This is a genomic window from Athalassotoga saccharophila (assembly GCF_009936215.1).
GTDB lineage: Bacteria > Thermotogota > Thermotogae > Mesoaciditogales > Mesoaciditogaceae > Athalassotoga > Athalassotoga saccharophila.
On the sequence record NZ_AP019551.1, the window covers coordinates 1,351,992 to 1,370,190 of the forward strand.

Genomic DNA, 18,199 nt, shown 5'->3' on the forward strand with positions numbered 1-18,199 from the left:
AAAGCGCTCGACAATGCAACTGTTGTGAATGAAAAAGTCCAAATCGTAAATGGAGATTACGGACCCTTGCCGGTGATGATGAATGGCTTGCTTTTGCTTGGTAAGTCCGGACTTTTAGAAGGCGCCCTTCAAAAGAATGAATCTCCTTACGATTTTTACAATTTGAATTACACAAAACCTTTACTTCTGTTTCAGGGTAAAGTGTACCATAGCGTGGCAAAATCTTTGAATATGCTTGGAGAAGATTGGGGAATTTCAAATGAAACGGGAAATTATCCCGGTGCGTGGTGGTTGTGGCCATACACTTTCTTTTACCAAATTCCTCCCATGTCAACTTCTCCAAACGGAGATTTGGAAGTTGGACTTATAATGATAGGTCTGTTTTTGGTACTTCTATTTTTGCCCGTTATCCCTATTTTAAACAAAATTCCGAAATGGGTTAAAGTTTACAGAATTATCTGGAGAGATTGGTACAAAAGATGAGTGAAAGGATAAATTCCATCTTTTCGAAAATACACAAAAATTATGATGCAATGAACAGGATCATGAGTTTTGGGATCGATGTGAGATGGAGAAAGATAGCCGCTAAAAAGATGATAGAGGACATCGGTCAAAATTCAAAGATTTTGGATATAGCGACGGGTACAGGAGATCTGGCGCTTGCGATTTACGATACGGCCGAAAAGTCGAACAAAAAAATTGAGTTGTATGCGATGGACATAAACAAAGAAATGATAGAAATCGCAAAGAAAAAATTTGGGAACAGAAAAATAAGCGTGATACATGGAGATGCGTTGAAAATGCCATATTCCGACAATTTTTTTGATGCCATAAGTGTTGGATTCGGAGCAAGAAATTTTGATGATCTCAAAATTTTTTCTGATGAATTAATGAGAGTACTTAAAGATGGAGGCTTTTTTGTCATAATGGATATGGCTTTGCCCAAGAAAAAATATCAACGCATGCTTTTCAAGTTCTATTTTCAGATAATACGTTTTTGGGGACATTTCATAGACAGAGAATCTTATGAATGGCTCATATCAAGTATAGAACATTTTGACTTTGAAAAATTCAAAGTCATTTTGGAAAAGAGTGGATTCGAAAATGTAAGATACGATCCTCTAAGTTTTGGGATAACTTACGTGATTTCTGGAAAGAAAGGTAAAAGGGTGCTTGACAAAACTAAAGAGTTGTGAAGTGCATGAAATGATTGTGATATATTAATTTCCGGGGTATTAACTTGAGATTTTTAATAGTTAAAGACTCGATTACGGAAGCCCAATGATTGCGTAGTGTTAATGCTTTTTACGACGTCTTGCACAAATTTGTAGCAACTTCGATTTGTGGTATTATAAAAATGGTGTCTCCTTTCTTTGTTCTCTAATCCAATGATACCTCATTGGAAAAGAATAGGAGACACCTTATACTTCCAGTTGGTGATAAAATAAAACATGGTGTTAAGAAAGGGAAAATCGCCAGATAATGAACTCAAACAATTAAAGGAGGTTAAAATTGACGAACGGTTTGAGTAATATCAGTATTGCACTTGACTTACTTGAATTTGGAATTTTCTTTGTCATTTTAACATTGATCGTCAAACCAGTTGGAAAATACATAGCGGCAGTTTATACCGGAAAAAGGACTTTTTTAAGTCCTTTAATTTCTCCGGTTGAAAAATGGATTTATCGTCTAACAGGTATTGATGCCAATCAAGAGATGAACTGGAAAGAATATACTCTTTCCATGTTGTTGTTTAATTTTATAGGTTTCATAGCGCTATTTTTGATACTCATCTTTCAGGGTTCTCTGCCTTTAAACCCTGAACATTTCAAGGGATTTTCTTTGTCTTTGGCTTTCAACACGGCGATCAGTTTTATCACAAACACAAACTGGCAAGCCTATTCTGGAGAATCTATGGCAAGTTATTTCACACAAATGGCAGGATTTGCTGTACAGAATTTTTTATCGGCCGCCACCGGTATGGCGATCCTGATGGCATTGATACGAGGGATCTCGCGTAAAAACACCAAAGCAATTGGGAATTTTTGGTCTGACATAACAAAAGGCACACTTTACATCTTACTTCCATTATCAATAATAGCAGCCGTTTTTTTCGTGTCTCAGGGCGTCATACAAAACTTTAACTCTTACAAAACAATTGACTTTCTCCAGCCTATTGTCACGCAAAGTGGAACAGTAACACATCAAATTCTGCCAATGGGACCCGTTGCCTCTCAAGAAGCGATAAAACTACTCGGCACAAATGGAGGAGGGTTCTTTGGAGCAAATTCAGCACATCCATATGAAAATCCAAATCCTCTGACGAATTTTATTGAAGCATTCCTGATAATTTTGATACCTGCCTCGTTGACATACACGTTTGGCAAAATGGTGGGCGATACAAGGCAGGGATGGGCCATATATATAGTTATGCTTTCCATATTGATTATCTTTTTAGGTGTACAATATTATTCCCAAATAAGAGGCGATCCTCTAATAACCAATATGGGGGTTTCTGGGCCTTACATGGAGGGAATGGAATCGAGATTTGGAGTGGGTGGTACTGTACTCTTTTCGACAGTTACAACGGGTGTAGCCTGTGGGGCTGTCAATGCGTCTATGGATTCATTAACGCCGATAGGCGGCATGAGTTCAATGCTGCTCATTCTTTTGAGCGAGGTTGCGTTTGGAGGAATTGGATCGGGTCTGTACACAATGCTTGCCTTTGTGATCATAGCCGTGTTCATAGCGGGACTTATGATAGGCAGAACTCCCGAGTACATGGGTAAAAAAATAGAAGTAAAAGAAATGTGGATGGCCGTTATAACGGCTTTAACCTCAGGAATTGTGATACTTATATTTACATCGATAGCATTGGTAACAAAAAGCGGAACATCTGCCATTTTAAATCCCGGAGCACATGGATTAAGCGAGATTCTTTACGCGTTTGCTTCAACGGCAAATAACAATGGAAGCGCATTTGCAGGATTGAGTGCTAACACACTCTTTTACAACTTAACGACTGGTTTTGCAATGCTTATTGGTAGATATATTCCTGCCATAGCCATTCTTGTCATGTCCGGATCTTTGGCAGAAAAAAAATATACGCCGCCCAACGCTGGTACATTACCGACACACAAACCAGCATTTATGGTATGGCTCTTTGCGATCGTCATAATAGTTGGTGCCCTGACATTCTTTGCAGCCCTTGCGATGGGTCCTGTTGTTGAAAATCTCATCATGTGGGGAGGCATTTGACGTGCAATCAAGGGATAATTCCATTTTCGATTCAAAATTGTTAAAAAGTGCTTTGAAAGGGTCTTTCAAAAAATTAAATCCGTTTGCTTTATATTCAAACCCTGTCATGTTGGCAGTTGAGATAGGCAGTATCATAACAACTTTGGAATTCGCATTCACATTGTTTTCACATCGTGGAAGTCCTATATGGTTTTCGGGCATGATCTCTTTATGGCTTTGGTTAACAGTACTTTTCTCGAATTTTGCCGAATCAATAGCTGAAAGTCGTGGAAAAGCAAGGGCAGAATCGATGAGAAAGACAAGAACTGAAGTAATGGCAAAAAAACTCAAAAAACCTTCCTTTGACAGTGCATACGACATGGTACCATCTACGAAATTGCAAAAAGGTGATTTAATACTCGTTGAAGCGAATGATCTTATAGCAAGTGATGGAGAAGTGATAGAAGGAGCAGCCCTTGTAGATGAATCGGCAGTTACGGGAGAATCGGCGCCAGTTGTAAGAGAGGCAGGAGGAGATAGAAGTGCCGTCACAGGCGGAACAAAGGTCATATCAAATAAGATCATAGTGAAGGTAACGTCAGATCCGGGCGAAACCTTCCTTGATAAAATGATTTCACTTGTAGAAGGGGCAAAAAGAAGAAAGACACCAAATGAAGTGGCTCTTGAGGTATTACTCATATCGTTAACCGTGATTTTCATACTTGTTGTCATAAATTTAAGTGCACTTTCCATTTACAGTGTTCAATCGGTTGGAAGAGGTACACCGGTATCATTGACTATACTCGTTGCCCTTTTCGTTTGTCTTGCTCCGACTACGATAGCCGCTCTGCTACCGGCCATTGGAATTGCAGGTATGGATAGATTGTTCAGAAAAAATGTCATCGCTCTTTCGGGAAAGGCAATAGAAGCGGCCGGAGATGTAAATGTTTTACTTTTGGATAAGACAGGTACGATAACACTCGGAAACAGGGAAGCGGCCGAGTTCATCCCGGTTGGAAATCATACGGAGCAGGAATGCGCTGAGGTTGCATTGATGTCTTCGCTAACAGACGAAACTCCCGAAGGAAGAAGCATCGTTGTTTTTGCAAAAACAAAGTATAAATTGCGTGTAACGGAAGTGCCGAAGAATGCAAAAACTATAAATTTTAGCGCAAAAACAAGAATGAGCGGCATAGATATTGAAAACCATAGTTATCGTAAAGGATCTGCCGATGCGATGATAGAGTACATAAAAAATTTAGGTGGAAAGATCCCGGATGATCTTCAACAAAAAGTAGAAAAAGTCGCTAAAGCTGGAGGTACTCCTCTTGTTATAAGTAAAGACGCCGAAATAATAGGCGTTATAAATCTTAAAGACATTTTGAAAAAAGGTATTCAGGAACGCTTTCAACAGTTAAGACGCATGGGAATAAAAACCATTATGATAACGGGGGATAATCCTCTTACGGCAGCAACTATCGCTGCCGAAGCCCAGGTTGATGATTTTGTTGCTGAGGCGAAACCAGAGGATAAATTGAAACTTATCAAACAATACCAAGAACAGGGATACATGGTCGCCATGACTGGAGATGGTACAAATGATGCTCCTGCACTCGCTCAAGCAGATGTTGCTGTGGCTATGAACACGGGAACGCAACCTGCGCGCGAGGCCGCAAACGTCATAGATCTTGACAGTAATCCAACGAAATTGCTCGATATAGTGGAAATAGGAAAGCACATATTAATGACAAGAGGTGCATTGACGACATTTAGCATCGCAAACGATATAGCAAAATACTTTGTCATTATTCCGGCCGCCGTGGCATCAATATATCCACAATTACAAATTTTGAATATCATGCATCTTACAAATCCATATCTTGCTATTTTATCGGCTGTCATATTCAACGCGATAATAATTCCGATCCTGATCCCGCTTGCTTTGAAAGGAACATGGTATAAACCTATGCCGGCGGATAAGTTGCTAACTTACAATTTGCTTATCTATGGAGGCGGTGGTTTGATAGTTCCTTTTATCGGCATAAAATTGATCTACATGTTTATAAGTTTGATATGAGGTGGACAGCATGATAAAACAATTAAAAGCATCCATTTTGATCTTCGTGATTTTATTCGTGATAGTTGGTTTTTTGTATCCTTTACTTATAACGGTAATTGGAAACGTTTTTTTTCCGTGGCAAGCGAATGGAAGCATAATTTACAAAGGCAATGAACCGATAGGATCTGAATTGATAGGACAACCATTTTCAAATCCAGGTCTTTTTTGGTCGAGACCATCTTCCACCGCCGAATTTCCATACAATGCTCTCGATTCCGGTGGATCTAATCTTGGTCCAACAAACAAAATGCTTATAGACCGTGTTGAAAACAGAATAAAGATACTTAGAAATTCCGGTATAACCGGCAGCATCCCTTCCGAACTTGTTCTTGGATCAGGAAGTAATTTGGATCCAGATATCAATTTGGAATCCGCGCTTGTGCAAATTCCGAGAATATCTAAAGTTACTCATATACCTGAAAATGTTTTGAGAAATCTTGTCTTTGAGCATTTAAATGGCAGAACCTTTGGATTCATGGGAGCAAGGGTTATAAATGTTTTGGAATTGAATTTAGCATTGATGAATTTGGAGAAAGTATATGGCAGATGAAGAGGTAAGACCATCTCCGGAAGAATTACTTGAAATAGCAAATAGAGAAGAAAAATCTAAGCGCGGGAAATTGACCATTTATTTTGGAGCCGCTCCTGGCGTAGGGAAAACTTATGCCATGCTCAGCGATGCTCACGCGCGGAAAGCCGAAGGCATAGATGTTGTTATAGGTTACGTTGAAACACATAAAAGGCCCGAAACTGAAGCATTGCTCGATGGTTTAGAAATAATACCTCCTTTGATCACAGATTACAAGGGAATAAAACTTCAAGAAGTGCCAATCGAAAAGATCAAAGAAAGGAAACCACAACTTGTAATCATAGACGAACTTGCTCATACCAATGCTCCCGGGTCCAAGAACATGAAAAGATACCAAGATATTGAAGAAATTCTTAACTATGGAATAGATGTTTACACGGCAATGAACGTGCAGCATCTTGAAAGTTTAAAGGATGTTGTCTTTCAAATAACCAATATAAGGGTCCATGAAACCGTCCCGGACAAATTTGTGATGGAAGCAAACGAGATAAAATTGGTGGATCTACCTCCGGAAGAACTTTTAAAGCGTCTCCGAGACGGAAAGGTATACGTTAAAGACATGGCCGAGCAGGCTGTACATAAATTCTTTAGACCCGGTAATTTACTTGCGCTTCGTCAATTGGCTCTAAGGGTTTTGGCAGATAACGTTGATGAAAAAATGCGCAATTACATGAAAGCTCATGCCATAGCAGGTCCTTGGGTTACAAAGGAAAGAGTGCTTGTTGGAATATTTGCAAGTCCTTACGCGGAAAAACTTGTGAGGGCGACTTACAGATTGGCAAATGAACTTGGTGCTGAATGGATCGCCTTACATGTTGAAACGGGAAAAAACAAGGATTTTTCCGCACAAGAAAATAAATGGCTAAATGATGCTCTCGAACTTGCAAGAAGTTTGGGTGGGTGGGTTGCGTGGGTGAAAGGTAATGATGTGACACATGAAATAATAAATTACGCTAAAAGCCATAATGTAAATAAGATAATAATAGGGAAACCTAAAAAAGCCGGCCTTTTTCATACAATTTCCGATAGATTTATATTCGAAGCCAAAGGAATAGACATCTACATGATAGAAACTCAAATTGATAAAACTTCCTTTGAAAGACCGAAATACCATTTCAGAGTACATGAATTTTTGAATTACCTGTCGAGTGCCGCCGGTGTTGCACTTGCTACTGGAATATCATTGCTTTTAAAAAATCAACTGACGGGATTTGACATGATGTTCATCTTCTTAATTCCTTTGGTGTTAACGGCACTTTACCTTGGAATAGGGCCATCTATATTTGCAATTTTTTTGAGCATTTTAACCTATGACTATCTCTTCACCCGCCCATATTTCAGTTTCGAGATCTCCGATTTCAGTCATTTAATTTCATTCGTCGTTTACACAAGCATAGTTGTTGTCATAAGTATACTCGCCTCCCAATCAAGAAAAAGGGTCTTCTTGTTAAAAGAAAGTGAATCGAGAAGCAATGCTCTTTATGAATTCAGCAGAGATCTTGCTACGGTCGAGAGCGTCGATAATGTGCTTTCTCTTATGGTAAATCATATAAAAAGATTATTTAATTGTGAAATAGCCATTTTTCTTCTTGAAGGAGAAAAACTTTCAATTGTAGCAAAAACAGAGAATTTTGAGATAAATACTGAATCATCTGGTATAGCTTCGTGGGTATTGATAAACAAAAAACCCGCAGGTTTTGGCACCGAAACGATATCAAATGCAAAGGTTTTCTGTTTACCCTTGATGACCTCTAAAGATGAAGCCATAGGTGTTATAGAATTCGATTTCATGGGAAATAAACAAATTCTCACAATGGAAAACATAATTGTACTTGAAACAATAAGCCACATTGGGGCCATGGCAATAGAGAGAATAAAAAACATAACAAACAAGACAGATTCGAATTGACAGGTTTTATCTTGAGTGAATTCAATGATAAATGGATCGTGCAAAGTTGTAAATCCAAAGACCGTTGAAGTTATAAGGGAAAAAGGAAGGTTAGCAAATACTTAAATGATCTGTCTGCCCCAACAGATAGAAATTTAGAGTTTTAACGTCCTTTTAAGCAAGAATTCTCCTACTTCTATAAGTGGTGGGAGCATGTCACTGAAAGCTTTAATTTTCCTTCATCTGTAAGAAATCTTTTTAGCGTACAATCTGTACAGATATATCTTAACAGATAGAGGTGCAATGCATGCCAGAAAAAAACATTTCAAGAAGAATTGCCTTTGGTGCTTTGGCGACGGTTATGCTTGGTGTCTTTATGTCTTCAATGGATCAAACCGTCGTTGGAACTGCGATGCCGAGAATAATAGATGAACTGGGAGGAATGTCTTTATATTCATGGGTCTTTACGGCCTATATGTTAGCATCGACTATTTTCATACCAATCTTTGGTAAGATGTCAGATATTTTCGGAAGGAAATACTTCTACATGGGCGGTATGCTTACATTCATGGCCTTTTCATGGATTGCAGGCCTTTCTCAGAACATATACTGGCTCATAGGAGCAAGGGCCTTTCAGGGGATAGGCGCTGCGGCTCTCATGGCAGTTGGCCCTGCCATAATAGGTGATGTCTTTACCCCAAGAGAAAGGGGAAAGTACCAAGGCCTAATAGGAGCCGTTTTTGCGGTATCGAGTATAATCGGCCCTTTGATAGGAGGATACCTTACAGATCGGATAAGTTGGCACTGGGTATTTTACGTTAACATGCCAATAGGAATACCCGCACTCGTTATGGCTTACTTCTTCCTGTCGAAAGAACTTGGCGGCAACTCAAAGGCTAAAGTCGATTATTGGGGATCAATATTACTTGGCGGAATGATCTTTTCTCTTTTGATGGGACTTTCTTACGCTTCTATTGACAATTCATGGATCGAGCCTCAGGTTTGGGGACTCTTTATAATCTCTGCGATGCTTTTTGTTCCATTTTATTTTGTCGAGAGAAAAATACAGGAACCTATTTTGGAATTGAAATTGTTCAAAAATCAAGTGTTTACCGTTGCAAACTCAATGAATTTTCTCGTCGGATTCTCTCTATTTTCTCTCTCTGTTTATATCCCTCTGTTCGTTCAGGGAGTTCAAGGCCAGTCGGCCACAAATTCAGGGCTAATTCTTATGCCCGTCATGCTTGCATCGATGGCATCGAGCGTATTGGGTGGATTTTACATATCACGGGCTGGGAAATACAAACTCGTATTCATTGCCGGATCGATTTTGACAACGATAGGATTGTTTTTAATATCTCGTATAACTTACGACGTTCCTATCTTAAAACTTGACACCTATATGATACTTGCAGGCTTTGGTGTTGGAGTTACAATGGGTATGATGATGGTTGTCATTCAAAGTGCCGTTGATAGAAAATATACGGGCCTTGCCCTTTCATCTGTCCAATTTTTCAGGAGTATAGGAGGAACTGTCGGGACGGCCGTATTTGGCACGATTGTAAACACGACTTACACTTCACAATTGACCGGTATTCCGAAAATATTGGATTATATGCTTCCAAAGGATTTACTCTCTTCGATGAATTCGCCTCAGTTTCTCATGAATAAAAATCAAATTCTTTCAAAAACGCCTGTAACGATTCACGCGATTTTGAACGGGGTCTTTAACGATATGGCAAAATATCTTGCAAATTCCATAACCTATGCCTTTTTGATTGCCGCGATCGCTTCAATAGGATTGATAGTGCTTTCCATTGCTATAAAAAGGATAAAGATAATCGAAGATACGCAAAAGAGTACTGCAAAAACAAAATTGGCCCGCAGAAAAGCGATAAGCGAGGATTGAACTTGATTTAGAATATCTCTTATGGTAAAATTTTTGTGTGCGGCCATAGCTCAGTTGGTAGAGCATCAGCTTCCCAAGTTGAGGGTCGCGGGTTCAAGCCCCGTTGGCCGCTCCATAGCCCTCTTTCGTGAGGGCATTTTATTATGTGAGGTGAGTTTATGGAAGTCATCGAAGCCATAAAAAAGAGAAGAAGCGTAAGAAAGTACTTGGATAAGCCTATTTCAAAGGAAATACTTTCTGATATAGTCGATTGCGGAAGGCTTGCTCCAAGCGGAAACAATTCCCAGCCGTGGGAGTTTCTCGTAGTGACAGATAAAAAAGATTTGGAATTTCTCTCAAAAGTCACTACATATGGTAAGTTCATAAAGGATGGAAATGCTTGCATAATCACTTTTTGTGAAAAAAATAACAGGCATCATCTCGAGGATGGCGCTGCCGCTACCGAAAATATGATCCTTGCAGCCTTTAACTATGGAATCGGAACATGCTGGATTGCCGGCTATAATCGTACTTATGAACAAGAAATTGTAAGTCATTTCAAAGTTCCCGAAAATTTGAGAATGATATCGATCATCTCTTTGGGATATTTTGACTCTCTTCCTCCAATGCCACGAAAAAGGCCTTTGGACGAAGTTTTGCACTGGGAAAGTTTTTGACATCTTTATGGTAAAATAAAATAGAGGTGGTAGTATGCCATACATAAGAATTGAGACAAACATAGAGACAAAAGAAGATCTTCTGAAGGGGATTTCTTCTCTTGTCTCGAAATCTCTCGGCAAGCCAGAAAGGTACGTGATGGCAAGCGTTGAGACAAAGTGTATGATCTTCGATGGAAAGACGGATCCGTGCGCTTTTTTAGAACTGAAAAGCATAGGTTTGCCACATGGAAAGACAGATAAACTTTCGGGAGAACTTTGTGATTTCATTGAGAAAAATACAGGGATAAAGAAGGATAGAATATACATAAACTTCGTTGATTTTGAAGGTTCAATGTGGGGATGGAATGGTACAACTTTTTAACGAGGTGTTTTGATGTTAAAACTTAGATTTTACGGTGATCCGGTTCTTAGAAAGATCGCTAAAGAGGTTTTACCCGGCGATCTTACAGAAGAACTTTTGAAAGAAATGAGCGAAATAATGTACACGCAGGATGGAGTGGGATTGGCCGCTCCACAGGTTGGAATTTCAAAAAGATTTTTCATGTACGATATAGGAGAGAAGTTAAATATCGTCGTTAATCCGCAGATAATAGAAAAGTCCCGAGAAATAGAGTCCGGCCAGGAAGGCTGTCTTAGCATTCCAGAAATCTACGAAGAGGTTCCAAGATCTGTTAAGATAAAGGTCAAATACACAGATCAAAACGGCAACGAATATGTAAGAGATCTCGAAGGATACGAAGCGCGAGTATTCCAGCACGAGTTCGATCATCTTAACGGCAAACTTTTCATAGATTATCTTAGCCTTATAAAAAGGAGAACTCTTAAGCCACAACTTGACGAAATAAAAGAAAAAGGAGAAGAGATACTTAAAAAGAAGGTTCCACAGGAGACAAAGAGTGTTTGAAAAAATAGCATTTTTTGGATCTTCCGACTTTGCAATACCGATCCTTGAAGCGCTTCTAAAATCATCAAAAGTTGAACTGATCGTAACTCAAATACCACGTCCTGCCGGCAGAAACAAACGTTTAACTCCCACGCCGGTTTCGTCTTTTGCGCGGAAAAATAATCTGAATTTGGTAGAGATTCAAAATGTAAATGATGAAAATTTTATAAATTACCTAAAAGAGATGAAGATCGACGTTGGGATAGTCATTGCCTTTGGTCAGATATTAAAACCCAAGTTGTTGGAAGCCATTCCACAAGGTTTTTTCAACGTTCATGCTTCTTTACTGCCAAAGTACAGGGGAGCTGCCCCAATTCAAAGAACTCTCTTCGACGGTGCCAATGAGAGTGGGATAACGATCTTCAAAATAGACAAAGGACTCGATACCGGCAAGATAGCGATGGCTGAAAGGATAGAGGTAGATCCACTCGACACCTTTGATACTTTAAGCAAAAAACTCGCTCTTCTCGGCGCAAAGATGATAAGTGATTTTGTTAAACTTCAGAAGGTAGAACTAAGAGATCAGGAAGGTACACCATCTTATGCCCCCAAAATAACGACAGATGAGACCATCATAAACTGGAACCTTCCCGCCTTAAAAATCGGAAATCTAATAAGGGCTCTCGATTCAAAGCCAGGCGCAAGGACTACCTTGAATGGAGAGATGGTCAAACTCTTTGGCTTTAGCGGAATAATGGACGTTAACGGTAGACCGGGTGAGATAATAAAGATAAATTCGAAGGGTATGATTGGTTGTGGAGATCATTCGATAATTCTTTCCCACATTCAATTCCAGTCAAAGAAGGTCATGAGTTTTTCAGAGGCCAAAAATGGTCGTAAAATTGATACTGGCTCTATTTTTGGCACTTAGTTGTGTGGCCTTGGGAGTAAGAATTCAAGTAAATGGAAATTTAGATTTTTCTTATGGTTTTGGTTACTACACAGGACTTACCTTCAGCCAACAGTTTCAATTTCTTGTAAATGGAGAAATAGAGAATGGTCTCTACATTTCTTCATCGATAGGGACAGATACGAAATGGCTCACACTCTATTACGTCCCGTTAGATCTTCAAATTGGAAATGCAATCCCGTCGATTTACGGAAATAACCTTCCAATCTTTGGCATTAAATCTCCATATTTTTCATTCGGCCAATTAATTGGCAAAACCATGATCGTCGATGTAACGGTGTCTCCTGTTAACCCTTCTGTAACATTGACACCGATGGTTTATGGAAGTCTTTCGATTTACCTTAACGGTTATCCTTTGGATCCATCCCGATATTCCGTCGACTACACAACTGGAACGATTTACTTTCTCGACCTTTCCTTTCCACAAACCTTTACAGTGGAATATCAAAGTGCTTTGGAGAATAGCGGTGCATATCTCTTTTTGACAAAGATAGGTTCAACATACGATGGATATTCGATAAACGGGATAGCATCAACGACCTTCTCAACCCCTTCGAATCAATTTTTTGCCTCCGTTGAGGCAATTGGAAATGAGAGAATTAGGGCATCATTAAACTTTGATACCATTCCCTCTTTTCAAATCGAATTTGGAAAAAAATTCTCAAATTCCAACCTCGACCTTCGCTACACTTCAGAAGGCTTTAGATATCCAATGGGCATAGCGCAAAGTCCGGGAATAGGTATGACGCTAAATGGAAAAGATCTTTCTTTCTCATTCGATAAAAAATCGATGTCAATTTCAACCTTTTCATCCCTCGTTGATACATCTTTCGAACTTAGCGATCAGGGCTTTGAATTTTATATAAAGCACAAAGATTTTTCCGGAAATATAAGTATCTTTGCTTCGAATGTTACAACTTACGAATCATTTTCGAATGATATCTTTAGCGTGATGATGGGCCAAAATCTCTCGAATTTTACAAATTGGTCTGTGATCCAGATTTCGACGCCAGTTACCATCCAGGCGAGCGTGAATTCCCGTGGTTTTGGCCTTTCAATTTCCAAATCAAAAGGGCCTTCGTGCACGAGTGTATATCTGTCCAATTTTCAAAATTCTCTTAGCATGGGGTTCAATTCGACTTTCATGATTTACAATTCGATCCTCTCTGGTGGCCTTTCACTTTATTCCTCTTCTGCTTCTTCAACGTTGAATGCAAACTTAGAATTTCCGGTGCTGTCCGGCACGGCCGGTATAAATTTAACAACCTCTCCGTCTATAGGTTTTTCTTTCTCAAACAACTTGTTAGAATTCAATGGCCAAATTTCGAATGGTGGATGGAGTACCGGTACATCGTTGTTTTGGAATTTTGGATCTTTAACTTTAAACGGTAACTTACAATTGCAAAATCTTTGTGATAAAATTGGCGGTGCAATTTCTTTGAATGTGAGTGGTACGTTATGATAGTTGAGAAGATCGTTGCCGGTGGATATGGTCTTTCTCGAAAGGACGGAAAGGTTTATTTCATACGCAATGCCTACCCCGGCGAGGATGTGGACATTAGGATTGAAAAAGATCAAAAAGACTTTGTAATTGCCTCCGTCGAAAGGATCAATTCACAATCACCTTACAGGCGAAAAGCTATCTGTGAATATTTCGGTACCTGTGGTGGATGTGAATGGATGGATCTCGACTACAGGGCCCAGTTACAATACAAAAAAGAGATCTTTTTAGATCAGATGAAGCATGCCGGTATAGATATATCTCCATCAAAGATAATTCCCACTTCGGAATACAATTACAGAAACAAAGTTGAATTCGTCGTTGTAAATGGGCAGGCTGGATTTTTTGGAAGAAATTCTCATCGATTTGTAGAGATAGAGAAATGCCATATCATTTCTGAAAATTTGAACACTTTAAGGCGTGAAATAAAAGATTTAAGAGGTTTTTCTCACCTTGTTTTAAGAGATGGTATTGAAAAAAAGATGGCCATCTTTGTTTCGACAAAGATGAGAGAAATTCCAAATTCAAGCGCTGACGAGGTAGTCTCTTTGATTTCAGATTCAAAGATAGTGCTTTCCGGTCGTCAAAGGACTTTGAAGGGCAGGGGATACCTCGAGATTAAAATAAACGATATCGTCTATAGAATTCCTCCAAAATCTTTCTTTCAAGTAAATTACGAGGGCGCAAAGATTTTGGCCGATCAGGTCGTAGAATACGCGCAAGACGGTAAAAAACTTGCCGATCTTTACTGTGGTGTTGGTTTTTTTTCACTCCAACTTGCAAAGAAGTTCGAACATATCACAGGGATTGAAAGTTCTCCCTCATCGATCATAGAGGCAAGAAAGAATGCGATAATAAATGAAATAAAAAATCTTGATTTTAAGGTTGGAAGAACTGCAGACTTTAACCTAAAAGGATATTCTACCGTTGTGATGGATCCCCCGAGAAGCGGGATAGATAGAGGAACAATGCAAAATATTCTTAACGCAAAGCCGGAGAGATTGGTATACGTTTCGTGCGATGTTTCTACTTTCTCAAGAGATGCTCGCATATTAGTACAAAAATTGTATAATATAAAAGATGCGGTGATAGTTGATATGTTTCCGCAAACACATCATTTTGAGATCGTTTCTCTTTTTGAAAGGGTGATTTAGATGTTGAAAGTTGGAGAAATGGCACCGGATTTTTGCCTTCCAGATCAAGATGGAAAAGAAGTATGCCTTAAAGATTTCAGAGGCAGATGGGTGGTGCTTTACTTTTATCCCAAAGATAACACCCCGGGATGCACGGCCGAGGCGATTTCATTCACGGAACACCTCGATGAGATATCAAAACTCAACGCCGAAGTTATCGGAATAAGTGCCGATACAGTTCAAAGCCATAAAAAATTCGAGGAAAAAAGACAGTTAAAGATAAGACTGCTTAGCGATACCGAAAGAAAGGTTATAGCGATGTACGGTGCTCAAGGAACTCTTGGGACCGTAAGAAGCACTTTTTTGATAGATCCGACCGGGAAAATAGATCATGTATGGCCAAAGGTAAGCGTAAAAGGACATACCCACGATGTTAAGTCCGTTCTCGAATTGAAGGTGAAAATGTGAACTTTGACAAATCAAAATTCAACAAGATGAAAGAAGAACTTTCAAAATCGTGTAAGAACGGAGACTTGCTTTGCATCTGTAAATATCTTTATGATAACGTTCCATATTACAACTGGGTGGGTTTTTATCTTGTTGATGGCGATAGAATGTTGAAACTCGGTCCTTACGTTGGTGAGCCAACGATACACACGCGAATCGCTTTTGGAGATGGCATATGTGGTCAGGCTGCCGAGACAATGAAAAACTTCGTCGTTCAGGACGTTTCAAAGGAAAAAAATTACCTTTCTTGCAGTCCTTCCGTTAAAAGCGAAATAGTAATTCCTTTGATCAAAAATGGAAAGGTAATCGGCGAACTCGACATAGACAGTCATTATCTTTCTCCATTTGACAAAAGAGATGAAGAGTTTCTTGGATGGATATGTAACAATTTTGTAAAAGAGGTGGATGTGAATTGATCTCTACGTTGACGATGAAATGGGATGGCAGATCGATTTCGCTTATAGACCAGCGAAAGTTGCCGCAGGTAGAAGAATATGTAAAATGTGAAAGTTCAGATTGCGTAGCCTTAGCAATAAAGGATATGGTTGTGCGCGGTGCTCCCGCCATAGGTGCGACGGCCGCATTTGGATATGTCATAGGGGCAATCGAAAACAAAGACGATCTTTGCGTGGAAAAGATGAACAAAATAAAAGAAAAACTCGCCAAAACACGTCCCACAGCCGTTAACCTTTTCTGGGCTCTCGAAAGAATGCATTCAAAATTTTTGTCCCTGAAGGGAGATCCTGACTACGTTATAAGATCACTTAACGATGAGGCCGAAAGAATAGCAAATGAAGATATCGCCGTTAACAAAAAAATGGGTGAATACGGCCAAAGTCTTTTGCCATCAAATGCGACTGTGATAACTCACTGTAATGCCGGCGCACTCGCAACGGTCGATTACGGAACGGCGATAGGCATGATCCATGCCGCACTTGATCATGGAAAGGTTATAAGTGCTTACGTTGACGAGACAAGACCATATCTCCAAGGATCTCGATTAACGGCATGGGAATTAATGAAATTGGGTGTCAAAACAACACTTATATGTGATAATATGGCCGGATGGGTTATGAAAACAAAAAAGGTAGATGCCGTAATAGTTGGTGCCGATAGAATAGCGTCAAATGGAGACGTTGCAAACAAAATAGGTACTTATTCTCTTGCCCTGCTTGCCAAAAGACACAACGTTAAGTTTTACGTTGTGGCGCCGATTTCAACGATAGATTTGAATATAAAAAGCGGGAGTGAGATTCCAATAGAAGAAAGATCTCACGATGAAGTAACATCGATAAAGGGAATAAGAATTGCTCCAGATGGAGTGGGCGTGTACAATCCGGCCTTTGACGTTACAGACGCGTCTCTTGTCGATGCGATCGTAACTGAAAGAGGCGTTATATTTCCACCGTACGATGGTAAGATAGAAAAGGTAGTGAGGGGTGGTTAATTGAGGATAAATCCAGCGGATGAAGGAGCCCAGCCTGTAGAACCAAAAAGATCGAAAGATGTCAAAAGGGTAAAAAACGGAAGTTTTGGATATTTTCTCGAGGAAGAAGAAGAAAAAGACCTTAACATGATAGTGGAAGAAATAATAGAGAGCGGGAATGCCCTTTCAAGATCTCCGACCGAAGAAAATATGAACACCTATAAAAAGAAGATAAGGGCATTTTTGACAGTCATAAAAAATCATCTCTACAAATTTTCGGAGGTCAAAAATTTCGAGGACAAAAAAACAAGATTCTATTTTATAGTGGACGAGATAGACAAAAAACTCGAAGAACTTTCCAAAAAGATCATGGAATCGGAGAAATCGACCATTTATTTTGCTTCCAAAATAGGAGAGATAAATGGCCTTATAATGGATCTTTACAGATGAAAAGCGTGGATGAATTCGTCAAAAATCTTTCGACTTTTTTTACGAGGGATTCTGTACCGCGATTTCTAATAAAGGTAGAAAATGATCTCCACAGGCGGGAGGTAATTTCGTCTTTGTTTAAGGTCGTTGAAAAATCCAATCCTTATTACGACACATTTGAAGTAGAGAAGGCAGAATATATAAGCATAGACACGGTAAGAAAGATAAAATCATTTCTTTCTTATCCTCCATCAAATGCAATGAGAAAATACGTGATAATCGATGAGATGTCGCTTTTAACACCAGAAGCCTCTTCGGCATTGTTGAAGATCGTCGAAGAGCCTCCCGATTATGCGGTTTTCCTTGCATTTTCATCCAACATCGATTCGATCTTTTCAACCTTAAAAAGCAGGTTCTTTGTCTTCGTCGGATCTTCATGGGTGGATGAGTTTGTTGAATCATTGAACCTGCAGGATGCACGGGAAGTAGATCTTCTAAAGAGCAATCCTGAACTCGTCGATCTCTACAAAAGAATGCCTGAAGAGATAGAAAGCATAATATCTTTGATGGAAAGCGATCCGATGGATTTTGAAACTTTCAAAGAAAAGTTTGCGCTGTCTGCTGATTTTGAGCATGTACTTTTGCTTGTGAATTTTAAAAACATTAACGGATATTTCGATCGTCTGAACGATTTTCTTTCTAAAGATGATTCACTTTCTTTGCTTTTTGATGCGGCTTTAATTTTATCTGAGGATCTTATCATCTTTCACAAAACGAGTTCATGGAGAAATTTAAACAGAAAGTCATACATCACCAATTACGTAAAGATGAAGGCACCGTCCAAAGAATTCGTTGAGAGACTTTCGAAAATAAAAAGGGAAAATGTGAACATGGACGTGAAGATTTTCTGGCTTTTATTGAATTTTTCTATCTTAAAGAAGGTATAGAT

18 protein-coding genes and 1 tRNA gene are annotated in these 18,199 nt (G+C 39.3%); all 19 read left to right on the forward strand.

From position 1 onward, the window contains the following. Window positions 1-24 precede the first annotated feature (24 nt). The 19 genes from ATHSA_RS06790 to ATHSA_RS06880 all read left to right on the forward strand — a co-directional run bounded on the left by ATHSA_RS06790 (window position 25) and on the right by ATHSA_RS06880 (window position 18,197). A complete protein-coding gene (locus ATHSA_RS06790; RefSeq protein ID WP_161848366.1) occupies window positions 25-483 on the forward strand; it encodes a hypothetical protein in 459 nt (152 codons plus the stop codon). Beyond that, window positions 480-1,196: a ubiquinone/menaquinone biosynthesis methyltransferase gene (locus tag ATHSA_RS06795; RefSeq protein WP_161848367.1), complete on the forward strand. Its 717-nt coding sequence runs from the start codon at window positions 480-482 to the stop codon at window positions 1,194-1,196. Before ATHSA_RS06790 ends, ATHSA_RS06795 begins: the two co-directional genes overlap by 4 nt. Window positions 1,197-1,539: 343 nt before the next feature. Next, entirely contained in the window at window positions 1,540-3,258 is a 1,719-nt protein-coding gene (kdpA, locus tag ATHSA_RS06800; protein ID WP_408626226.1) for a potassium-transporting ATPase subunit KdpA, read from the forward strand. Window position 3,259: 1 nt separating this feature from the next. Then, entirely contained in the window at window positions 3,260-5,314 is a 2,055-nt protein-coding gene (gene kdpB / locus ATHSA_RS06805; RefSeq protein ID WP_161848368.1) for a potassium-transporting ATPase subunit KdpB, read from the forward strand. A gap of 10 nt (window positions 5,315-5,324) precedes the next feature. Next, window positions 5,325-5,906 (forward strand): potassium-transporting ATPase subunit KdpC, encoded by a 582-nt coding sequence (gene kdpC, locus ATHSA_RS06810; protein ID WP_197739129.1) that lies wholly within the window; start codon window positions 5,325-5,327, stop codon window positions 5,904-5,906. Further along, complete coding sequence (locus ATHSA_RS06815) at window positions 5,896-7,854, forward strand: DUF4118 domain-containing protein (RefSeq protein WP_161848369.1); 1,959 nt, start codon at window positions 5,896-5,898, stop codon at window positions 7,852-7,854. Before kdpC ends, ATHSA_RS06815 begins: the two co-directional genes overlap by 11 nt. A 286-nt stretch (window positions 7,855-8,140) precedes the next feature. Beyond that, complete coding sequence (locus ATHSA_RS06820) at window positions 8,141-9,742, forward strand: MDR family MFS transporter (protein ID WP_161848370.1); 1,602 nt, start codon at window positions 8,141-8,143, stop codon at window positions 9,740-9,742. Between the two features lie 39 nt (window positions 9,743-9,781). Next, window positions 9,782-9,857: transfer RNA gene (locus tag ATHSA_RS06825), tRNA-Gly, on the forward strand. A gap of 43 nt (window positions 9,858-9,900) precedes the next feature. Beyond that, the gene (locus tag ATHSA_RS06830; RefSeq protein ID WP_161848371.1) at window positions 9,901-10,398 is read left to right on the forward strand and encodes a nitroreductase family protein; all 498 of its coding nucleotides are present in this window, start codon (window positions 9,901-9,903) and stop codon (window positions 10,396-10,398) included. Between the two features lie 34 nt (window positions 10,399-10,432). Continuing rightward, window positions 10,433-10,762: a phenylpyruvate tautomerase MIF-related protein gene (locus tag ATHSA_RS06835; RefSeq protein WP_161848372.1), complete on the forward strand. Its 330-nt coding sequence runs from the start codon at window positions 10,433-10,435 to the stop codon at window positions 10,760-10,762. A 12-nt stretch (window positions 10,763-10,774) separates the two neighbouring features. Beyond that, window positions 10,775-11,305, forward strand: coding sequence for a peptide deformylase (gene def, locus ATHSA_RS06840; protein WP_161848373.1), 531 nt, complete (start codon window positions 10,775-10,777; stop codon window positions 11,303-11,305). Further along, on the forward strand, window positions 11,298-12,215 hold the full coding sequence (gene fmt, locus ATHSA_RS06845) for a methionyl-tRNA formyltransferase (protein WP_161848374.1): 918 nt from the start codon (window positions 11,298-11,300) through the stop codon (window positions 12,213-12,215). Before def ends, fmt begins: the two co-directional genes overlap by 8 nt. Continuing rightward, complete coding sequence (locus ATHSA_RS06850; RefSeq protein WP_161848375.1) at window positions 12,175-13,716, forward strand: DUF2460 domain-containing protein; 1,542 nt, start codon at window positions 12,175-12,177, stop codon at window positions 13,714-13,716. Before fmt ends, ATHSA_RS06850 begins: the two co-directional genes overlap by 41 nt. After that, the gene (locus ATHSA_RS06855; RefSeq protein ID WP_161848376.1) at window positions 13,713-14,909 is read left to right on the forward strand and encodes a class I SAM-dependent RNA methyltransferase; all 1,197 of its coding nucleotides are present in this window, start codon (window positions 13,713-13,715) and stop codon (window positions 14,907-14,909) included. The genes ATHSA_RS06850 and ATHSA_RS06855 overlap by 4 nt, the downstream gene beginning before the upstream one ends. Beyond that, complete coding sequence (locus ATHSA_RS06860) at window positions 14,910-15,356, forward strand: peroxiredoxin (RefSeq protein WP_161848377.1); 447 nt, start codon at window positions 14,910-14,912, stop codon at window positions 15,354-15,356. Then, window positions 15,353-15,811 carry a GAF domain-containing protein gene (locus tag ATHSA_RS06865; RefSeq protein WP_197739130.1) on the forward strand — a complete coding sequence of 153 codons (459 nt, stop codon included), beginning with the start codon at window positions 15,353-15,355 and terminating at the stop codon, window positions 15,809-15,811. Before ATHSA_RS06860 ends, ATHSA_RS06865 begins: the two co-directional genes overlap by 4 nt. 14 nt (window positions 15,812-15,825) lie before the next feature. Then, the gene (gene mtnA / locus ATHSA_RS06870; protein ID WP_161848969.1) at window positions 15,826-16,842 is read left to right on the forward strand and encodes an S-methyl-5-thioribose-1-phosphate isomerase; all 1,017 of its coding nucleotides are present in this window, start codon (window positions 15,826-15,828) and stop codon (window positions 16,840-16,842) included. Further along, entirely contained in the window at window positions 16,843-17,271 is a 429-nt protein-coding gene (locus tag ATHSA_RS06875) for a YaaR family protein (protein WP_161848378.1), read from the forward strand. Beyond that, window positions 17,268-18,197 carry a hypothetical protein gene (locus tag ATHSA_RS06880; protein ID WP_161848379.1) on the forward strand — a complete coding sequence of 310 codons (930 nt, stop codon included), beginning with the start codon at window positions 17,268-17,270 and terminating at the stop codon, window positions 18,195-18,197. Before ATHSA_RS06875 ends, ATHSA_RS06880 begins: the two co-directional genes overlap by 4 nt. Window positions 18,198-18,199 lie beyond the last annotated feature (2 nt).